This window comes from Nostoc sp. UHCC 0251 (assembly GCF_034932245.1).
In the GTDB taxonomy this organism is placed as follows: domain Bacteria; phylum Cyanobacteriota; class Cyanobacteriia; order Cyanobacteriales; family Nostocaceae; genus Nostoc.
Window position 1 is genome coordinate 1 of record NZ_JAYGHD010000170.1, and the last position, 6989, is coordinate 6989.

The following is a 6989-nucleotide window of genomic DNA, read 5'->3' on the forward strand; positions in this document are numbered from 1 at the left end:
CCCATTCCCCATTCCCCATTCCCCATTCCCCATTCCCCATTCCCCATTCCCCAATTCATCTGTTACCAATTACCACTTTGTGACTCTAAGGATTGTACGAATTGACACGAAATAATGAGGCTGATGAATGCCAAGATCAAAGAAAGGATGCCCCAAGGATATTAAAAGTACTATGCCAGAATTACACCAATCAATTGCCCAGCATTATCACGAACGGACTAAATACGATCCTGAGACTCTCGCCTCCAAAAGTCAAAGGCTAGACTGGGCTAAACAGCCAGTGCCTTTTAAAGAGTACAAAATTGGCTCTACTTTTGATCTCAAACCTTATATTCAAGAAAAATCTGAGGGATTTGCTAATAACCCAGATGCTCAATGGTGGCAAAGACTTTCACGGCTGCTGTTTCGCAGCTATGGATTGACGGCGAGAATGCCTTCTATGGGTAGCGCGGTGTATTTACGTGCTGCTCCCAGTGCAGGTGGACTATACCCGGCTGAGGTGTATGTGGTTTCCCGTGGTACGTCGTTATTGCCACCCGGTTTGTATAACTACCAATGTCGGACTCATTCTCTAATGCACTATTGGGAAAGTGATGTTTGGCAAACTCTCCAAGCAGCTTGTTTCTGGCATCCTTCTCTAGAAAATACTCAACTAGCAATTATTGTGACTGCGGTATTCTATCGCTCTGCGTGGCGCTATGAAGATCGGGCTTATCGGCGGATTTTTTTAGATACAGGACACCTGTTGGGCAATATCGAGCTAGCTGGTGCGATTACTGACTATCGCCCCCACTTAATCGGCGGTTTTGTGGATGAATCGGTAAACGATCTGCTTTATATCGATCCGCAACAAGAAGGTGCGATCGCTGTCTTACCTCTGGCAGACTTGTTAGATGTTAATCAAAACTTGCCATTGGGATGTACTGCTTTACCTTCCGCCACCGAAACCAGTTATCCCGAAATCCCCGATGGCGAATTGCTGACATATTTCCATCGACACACTCAGATCGAATCAGGTGTCACTGGCAATCTCAATCTACCAACTATCAAACAAGAAAAATCTTTAGAGGATAAATATAACTTTCCTTTCTGCTTGAAAATTTCCACCACAACCGCACCTATAGATTGGGGACAAAAGCTATCAGAACTGGAAATTACTATGTACAAGCGACGCTCCACCCGCGCTTATAATGGTGATGATTTAAGTTTTGATGAATTAAAACGTTTACTCGATTTTGCTTACCAACCGCAAAATTATATCGATCAAAGTTTAGATATTTCTCCAGACTACTTTGATTTGAATTTAATAGAAACATTTATTGCTGTTTGCGGAGTCAAAGGATTAGATGCCGGTTGTTACTATTACGCGCCCAAAGCTCAAGAATTACGCCAAATTCGGTTTAAAAACTTTCGGCGAGAGTTACATTTTCTCTGTTTGGGGCAAGAATTAGGGCGGGATGCAGCAGCAGTATTATTTCATACAGCCGATTTGAAAGCTGCGATCGCACAATATGGCGATCGCGTTTACCGTTACTTACATATGGATGCGGGTCATTTGGGGCAACGCCTGAATTTAGCCGCAATGCACCTGAATGTAGGCGTTAGTGGGATTGGTGGTTTCTTTGATGACCAAGTAAATGAAGTTTTGGGTATTCCTACTGATGAAGCTGCTCTATATATCACTACATTGGGACGCCCAAGATAAAACAAATCGCAAATAACACAAAGTACACAAAGATTCTTTGCGTTTTTTGCGGTTCCTCTCCTAAGCTCAACTTCTGGGGATAAAACCAATTCGCAATTCGCAATTCGCAATTCGCAATTCGCAATGACGCTCGAAGACTCGCTAACGCTGCGCTAACGCAATTCGCAATTCGTAATTCGTAATTAATTCAGACAGACACTCCGGGGTGGGGTTTTTACCTACCTTGAAAAACAAGGATTTTTTTGCCCACCAGGAGCGAGGTTTTGAACCTAGCTTTTTCTGATGAATTTATGATGTAAAGATTTTTAGTTTCTAGATGGCACTCTTCAGCATAGCTGCCTTCTTCACTTACTTCTTCTGATAACCTCATTCAACTGAAAACTGCTTGCTATAGCTCACTTCTTCATCACAAATCGTTAGCACATCTGGATGGCAACGTTTAATGACGATTTTTATTCCCAAGGCTCCCTCGCTTTCAAGGTCGTCAATATATCCAGGGCAAGCAGCTTTCGCTTCAACAAATGTTTTAAAAGGCCCAAAATAGTAGATGCAGTAAGGACTTTCAGTGATGAGTTCTACCCAGTAATCACTAATAACCTTTTGAATAATTATTGAACCCAACATTTTAAATTTGTTTAACACAAAAGGAAAAATTAGATTGCTAGTAGGTATTTAACAGCATTACTGTTGCTCTAATAGTTATCATCTGCTAAAAGGATGAGATATGTAAAATTTAACTATGCTTAATGTTAAGCTTCTATGTGATCATGCCAACTTGCCTTCTGGCTGTGGTGGCTTTTTAGGTTCGTCGAATTCAAGTTAAAACTGATACTACAAAAGATTTTTGTCACACAATCACTAATGCTATTTCCAGAAAATGAAAGCCAACGACTAGAAGTACTTAATCAGTATCAAATTTTAGATACGCCACCAGAAGAAATTTTTGATGAACTGGCTCAACTAGCTGCTAACCTTTGCGAAACACCAATTGCTTTCATTAGCCTAGTTGATGCAGAACGGGAATGGTTCAAGTCAAAAATTGGAGTAACTATATCAGAAATCTCTCGAAGTATCTCCATTAGTAGTTATACTATCTTGCAAAGTAAAATATTAATCATCCAAGACACTTTGCAAGATGAACGAGTTGCAACAAATCCCCTTGTAACATCAAATCCTTATTTTCGCTTTTATGCAGGTGTTCCCCTCATTACCTCAAGCGGCTTTGCACTAGGTAGTCTTTGTGTAATTGATTTTGCACCGCGAAACTTGGCTGTTAAAGAGCAAGTAGCCTTAGAATTGTTATCTCGACAAGTAATAAGGTATTTAGAGTTACATCGGCAAAATATTGTTGATGATAGCCAAAGGAGTTTCAATCTCCTTTTTTCTAAAAACCCTAATCCAATGTGGGTATATAACCAGGATAATCTGCAATTTTTAGATGTAAATGAAGCTGCTGTTATCCACTACGGCTATTCACGAAAAGAGTTTTTGCAAATGCGAGTAACTGACATTCGCCCTCCAGAAGATGTGCCTATTTTTATAGAACATTTAGGACGGAATAAGACTAACTTACACTTTGTTGGGCAATGGCGACATCAGCGCAAAGACGGGCAGATTCTTGATGTTGAAATCGTTACACATTCAATAGATTATTCTAGTTACAACGCTCGGTTGGTTAATATTCGAGATATAACAGAACACAAACGAATAGAAAGAACCCTTCAGGAAAGTGAAGCTAGATTTCAAGTCATCTCTGAAGGAATTCCTATTCCATTAATGATTTCGCGGATGTCTGACGGGTTAATTTTATATGCTAATCCAGAGTTGATTAAAATATTTAACTTTTCTCCAGAGGATTTAGTTTATGACAAAAAAATATTAGATTTATATCATAATTTAGCTGATTTAGAAACCCTAAAAAAACTTCTTCATCAAGATGGTTCTATTCAGAATTACGAACTTCAATTAAAAAGAGCAGATGGAAGTTATTTTTGGGCGATCGCTTCACTGCAATATTTAACATTTAACGGTGAATCAGCAATTTTAACAGTATTTTATGATATCAATGATCGAAAAAATCTAGAAACAAAGCTCCAAGAGCAAAATGAGTTTTTGCGGAAAATTTTTGAGAGTATACCGTTGATGATTGCACTCATTGATACCAATGGCAAACTTCAATGGGTAAATCAAGAATGGGAAAGTGTTTTAGGCTGGAAATTTCAGGATTTCCAAACTGGCGATGTTTTGGAAGCGCTATATCCTAATCCTGAATATCGACAATATGTAATTAATTCTATTCAGTCTGCACAACGTAATTGGATTGATTTTAAGACTCAGATGCAGGATGGCCATTTACTCGACACATCTTGGACGAATGTTAAACTTTCAAATGGTCAAATTATTGGTATTGGACAAGACATCACAGAACGTAAGCAAACTGAACTGGCTCTAAAAGCTCAAGCCGAACGGGAGCAATTGATGCGAACCGTTGCTCAACGGATTCGTCAATCGTTAAATCTTCAAGATATTTTGAATGCAACAGTTCAAGAAGTGCGAGATTTGCTTGGGGTTGATCGAGTAGTAGTTTATCAGTTTGACTCACAGATGATCGGCACAATTGTGGCAGAATCGGTGGAACCTGGATGGACAGTTTCTTTAAACGTGCAGATTCATGATACGTGTTTTCAAGCAGGCGCAGGAGTGGAGTATTATCAAAGACGTAAAAGAGCGATCGCTAATATTTATGAAGCGGGATTAACTGATTGTCATATTCGCTTGTTAGAACGGTTTGAAATTAAAGCAAATTTAGTCGTGCCCATTTTACTAGAAGTAAGCTCTCAAAACCCTGGCTCTCACCTTTGGGGTTTACTGATTGCTCACCAATGCTCTGGTTTCCGCGAATGGGAAGAAAATCAATTAGATTTGCTCGATCAACTGACAGTCCAATTAGCGATCGCAATTCAACAATCCAGCATCTTTGAGCAAGCTCAAACTGAACTTGTTCAAAGACAAAAAGCTCAAGTAAAGTTAAAAAATGCCTTGGCTGAAAAAGAAGTTCTCTTAAAAGAAGTTCATCATCGAGTTAAAAATAATTTGCAAATCGTCTCCAGTTTATTGCAACTCCAGTCTCAAACACTCAAAGATCCAGAAGCCATCAAAGCTCTTAGAGAAAGTCAGAACCGGATTGAATCTATATCTCTAATTCATAAAAATTTATATACTTCCGCTAATATTGGAAAAATTGATGTTGCTGATTATATCCATAATTTGGCAGCGAGCTTACTAATTTCCTATCAAATATGCCCTGGAAAAATCGCTCTAGAAACTGATATAGATTCAGTTAGCTTGAATGTTGACCAAGCTATTGCTTGTGGATTAGTTATTAACGAATTAATCTCCAATGCCCTTAAGCACGCTTTTCCCAACCAACAAGTAGGCACAATCAGTATTGCTTTACGTAATGTTGGCAATAATATTGAGATGATTATCCGAGATAATGGTATTGGTTTACCAGATAATTTAGATTGGAAAAATACTGATTCTTTGGGACTGTCCTTAGTATATGACTTGGTTACAGAACAACTAGAAGGCTGCATTACTCTAGAACGCAATCACGGAACAGTATTCAAAATCCAATTTACGCAGTTAACTTTGCATTAATAAATATCAAATGGGTCAAGCTAGGATTTTAGTCGTTGAAGATGAAGTGATTGTGGCTAGAACTATTGCCAGCCAACTCAGGCAACTAGGATACATTGTTACAGGTACAGCTTCATCTGGAAAAGTTGCCATTGCCAAGGCATGGGAAACTCAACCAGAACTAGTATTAATGGATATTATCCTGAAAGGTGAGATGGACGGTATTGCTACTGCTAGTAAAATTCGTGAGCAGTTAGATGTACCTGTAATTTTTTTAACTGCATACGGTGATGATCATACTTTAGAAAGAGCAAAAATTACCCAACCTTTTGGATATATCGTTAAACCCTTTACTATCAAAGATTTAAGAATAGCGATCGAGATCGGTCTTTTAAAACACCAATTAGAGCGTGAACTGCGAGAAAATCGAGACCAGTTAGCAACCCTTTTAAACTCAATGAGTGATGCTGTAATCGCTACAAATGAGCAGGGAACTGTGACATTCATGAATCCCGCAGCTGAGGCACTGACTGGCTGGCAGCAAAAAGAGGCTTTAGGGAATGAGGCGGCGAAGATTTTTCATATTGTCAATGACATTACAAAGACTACATTAGAAAACCCAATAACAAAAGTGTTGCGGGAGCAACAGGTTGTTTATTTAGAGGAATTCACATCTCTGATTACAAGAGACGGAAAAAGAGTTCCAATTGGTGATAGTGCTTCACCACTGAAGCGGCGACCTGACCAGATAAATGGTGTAGTACTTGTTTTCTGGGATCTTAGCGAACGACGCCAAACAAAGTTGCTAGAGCAAGCATTGGAGAAGGAGCAAGAACTTAATCGTCTCAAGTCCTTATTTATCTCTACCGTATCTCATGAGTTCCGTAATCCGCTGACTGTTATTCAATCGGCAGTAGAACTCATAGAAATGCAAGGAGCAAATTTGACAGATGCCAAAAGAGCAATCTATGTAAAGCGAATTCAAGGTGCTGTGCAATCTCTGGAAAAACTCATGGAAGAGGTGTTGTTTATGGGTCGAGCGGAGGCAGAAAAACTCGTATACAACCCTGCTCCACTTAACTTAGAACAATTTTGTCGAGAGTTAATCGAAGATTTTTCTATTGTTGAGAGTAGCGTATGTGAACTCGTTTTTAGCTGCCAAAGCGATCATACTGACGCTGTAATGGATGAAGGACTCTTACATTACCTGTTTGAAAATCTCCTCTCAAACGCGGTTAAATATTCTCCAAGAGGTGGCAAGATTCAGTTTGATTTAATCTGCGACCCGATTCAGAAAGTAGCAATTTTTTATATTCAAGATCAAGGTATGGGGATTCCTGAACCAGACCAAGCTCGACTTTTTGAGTCATTCTACCGAGCCTCAAATGTCCAATCAATTCAGGGTACTGGATTGGGGTTAGTAATCGTTAAAAGGTGCGTTGATGCTCACAGAGGTCAAATCAGCGTTACAAGTCAAGTCGGAATCGGTACTACATTCACAGTAGTTTTGCCTTTAAATTCCGAATTATCCTTGAGTCAAGCTAATGAATGATTGACGAGTCCATTCTTTGTAGCGATTTATCGCGTCTGTCTAACGTGTCAGTTTTTTAGACGCGATAAATCGCGTCTCTACATGAGGGGTTTC

At 39.3% G+C, this 6989-nt stretch carries 4 protein-coding genes; 3 read left to right on the forward strand and 1 reads right to left on the reverse strand.

Annotation, left to right across the window (positions count from 1 at the left end):
* Positions 1 to 172: 172 nt before the first annotated feature.
* Positions 173 to 1705, forward strand: coding sequence for a SagB/ThcOx family dehydrogenase (locus VB740_RS16430; protein WP_323201039.1), 1533 nt, complete (start codon positions 173 to 175; stop codon positions 1703 to 1705).
* 366 nt (positions 1706 to 2071) lie between these two features.
* Here VB740_RS16430 and VB740_RS16435 read toward each other — a convergent pair whose 3' ends face one another.
* The gene (locus VB740_RS16435; protein WP_323201036.1) at positions 2072 to 2329 is read right to left on the reverse strand and encodes a DUF1816 domain-containing protein; all 258 of its coding nucleotides are present in this window, start codon (positions 2327 to 2329) and stop codon (positions 2072 to 2074) included.
* 237 nt (positions 2330 to 2566) lie between these two features.
* Here VB740_RS16435 and VB740_RS16440 point away from each other — a divergent pair, with 237 nt between their 5' ends.
* Together VB740_RS16440 and VB740_RS16445 are read left to right on the forward strand one after the other, a co-directional pair.
* A complete protein-coding gene (locus VB740_RS16440) occupies positions 2567 to 5365 on the forward strand; it encodes a PAS domain S-box protein (protein ID WP_323201037.1) in 2799 nt (932 codons plus the stop codon).
* A 10-nt stretch (positions 5366 to 5375) separates the two neighbouring features.
* Complete coding sequence (locus VB740_RS16445) at positions 5376 to 6896, forward strand: ATP-binding protein (RefSeq protein WP_323201038.1); 1521 nt, start codon at positions 5376 to 5378, stop codon at positions 6894 to 6896.
* Positions 6897 to 6989 lie beyond the last annotated feature (93 nt).

Bases quoted from the DNA above. Each gene is read 5' to 3' on its own strand.
- VB740_RS16430 (WP_323201039.1), top strand. From the start codon at position 173: ATGCCAGAATTACACCAATCAATTGCCCAGCATTATCACGAACGGACT.
- VB740_RS16445 (WP_323201038.1), top strand. From the start codon at position 5,376: ATGGGTCAAGCTAGGATTTTAGTCGTTGAAGATGAAGTGATTGTGGCT.
- VB740_RS16435 (WP_323201036.1), bottom strand. From the start codon at position 2,329: ATGTTGGGTTCAATAATTATTCAAAAGGTTATTAGTGATTACTGGGTA.
- VB740_RS16440 (WP_323201037.1), top strand. From the start codon at position 2,567: ATGCTATTTCCAGAAAATGAAAGCCAACGACTAGAAGTACTTAATCAG.